Raw genomic sequence first — 1911 nt, 5'->3', positions numbered from 1 at the left:
GCGCCGGGCCCAAGCTGCTGCCTCCCTCTGCGCTGCTGGAGCCCAAGCTGAAGGTGATCAACATCAGCCAGATCGAGCACGGCTCGGCGGGCCGCATTGTGTCGATCATGCTCAAGACGCTGCTCTTCAAACAGGCCCGGATGGCAGAGCTGAAGAACCCCAGCTTTGCCAAGGAGCGGCTGCATTGGTGGTTCAACCCGCAGCTCGGACCGGGCGTCGAAAAGTACGCTCTGACGTTCTTCCTGGCTGACGAATACAACGCGCTGGCCACCAGCTCCAACAGCGACGGCCTGAGCGATGCGAGCGTCTGGAACGTGCTGCGTAGCGCCGGCATCGGTGGCATCGTTTTGAGCCAATCGGTCTCTGCTTACCGGCTTGCCGTTGGTGATGCTGCGACCGAGAACATGCGCCGCAACTGGCGCACGAAGATCATCCTGCGTACCGAGGATCTGGACACGATAGACGAGGCCAAAAAGCTTGCGGGACGCACCATGCGGTTCCACAGCATGGACTGGAATCAATTGGAGTCCGCAGCTGCAGCTCGGCGCGAGACTGGCGTATCTGCCGATGCACTTCAGCCCGTTCAATGGACGAATGAAATCGCCGTCGCGTCTGCCATGGGCAGCTACCGCCCCTTCGTCTTCGCAGACTTCAACCAGCCGTACAACCTGGACGAACGCTTCGTTCCTGATGCCCAGGACAGCGGAGAAGCGATCGCTCGGCTGGCTGCATCGCAGGCCGCTCACTGGCGTCATGAAGACCGAAACACTGCTGCCCTGCAGCACGGCATTACCGATGCCGATGCCGTAAGGGATGAGGACCTCATGGAAATGGGCCGCGGCCGGGCACTGGTCTACATCCAGCGGGCTGGCGGCACCCGCGTTGACGTCATCAAATTGCACTGAAGCAGGAGGAGATATGGACCAGTATTTCACCCAGAAGTCCGAACTGGAGCGCAAGCGAGAAGAGGACGAACGCCAAGGGAAAAAACGCGCGGCCGCCCAGCAACAGTGGTGGGAAGAGCGGCAGATGGACCTCGACGCCGCAGAGGAGGAAAAACGCTTCCAAGAAAAGAAGCGCATCGATGAGAAGGCGCGCTTTGACAACAAGCTCCTTGACGCGAAGAGGGAAGAAGACAGGCAGTTCGGCGCGAGAGATTCGGCCCCTCCAATGGACCGAGAGCGCACGAATGCCAAGGAAGCCAAGGAAGCCAACCAGCCTGGGCAGGGTCCAGAGAAGGAACAGGACCAGCTGAACCCGCAAGCAAAAAAGCGCGGGGTCTCTAGCTACGGCACGAGCGATGAACCTGAGCAAGCCTCCGACCAGAAGGTGGAGGAAAAGGCCAGCGCCACGCCGAAAAAAGAGACTGCGGCCTCCACGGAATCCGACGTCGTCTCTGCACCAGCCAACGATCGAGCCCATGCCATCGCGGTGACCTCGAAAGCGAGTGAGCGAAGCAAGACCTACCTGGCTGAGAAAGGGCAGGCGAAGGCTCCGGAGCAGGAGGTCGAGCACAGCCAACAACGGCAGAAACAACTGGGGATCCAACGATGAAAATCCTGCTCGCTTCTGTCGTGCTCGTGGCATCGGTTTCGGCGCAGGCCCAAGGCTTCTTTAAGAAAGCTACACCCGCTGAAAGCCCTGCGGTCGCGGCATCGCAACCGCGGCCTGCAGCGCAGGTGCAAGCTCCTGAAAAGGTGCCAGCGATCAAGCCCGCTGCTACTCAAGCCGCATCACCGGCATCTGCAGCTGGGCCTACGACCAAGCCCAAATCCATCTCGGAAAGGCCCAGGGCACAACAGCCGAGGGTTACGGCGTCGAGGCCGCCTGCAGGTGCGTCTGCGCCCTCTCAAATGGGCCAGCGACAAGACCAGCAGCCGGCGCCGGCACCACAGCCGCCTACAGTTGCCC

Annotated in this window: 2 protein-coding genes; both read left to right on the top strand. The window is 61.1% G+C overall.

Annotated elements, in window-relative coordinates; genetic code table 11:
- Positions 1-905, top strand: a 905-nt coding sequence (locus GVL52_RS27770) for a hypothetical protein (RefSeq protein WP_160012630.1), incomplete at its 5' end; no start/stop codon positions are given.
- Positions 906-918: 13 nt separating this feature from the next.
- The gene (locus GVL52_RS27765) at positions 919-1554 is read left to right on the top strand and encodes a hypothetical protein (protein ID WP_160012629.1); all 636 of its coding nucleotides are present in this window, start codon (positions 919-921) and stop codon (positions 1552-1554) included.
- The last annotated feature ends 357 nt before the right edge of the window (positions 1555-1911 follow it).

Origin of the sequence: Rhizobium sp. 18055, from assembly GCF_902706285.1 — a bacterium.
GTDB lineage: Bacteria > Pseudomonadota > Alphaproteobacteria > Rhizobiales > Rhizobiaceae > Rhizobium.
The sequence above is the reverse complement of the archived record's forward strand: the minus strand, read 5'-3'. Positions and strand labels throughout refer to the sequence as shown.

What these genes read in the sequence shown, in the direction of transcription:
- GVL52_RS27765 (WP_160012629.1), top strand. Translation starts at nt 919, where the DNA reads ATGGACCAGTATTTCACCCAGAAGTCCGAACTGGAGCGCAAGCGAGAA.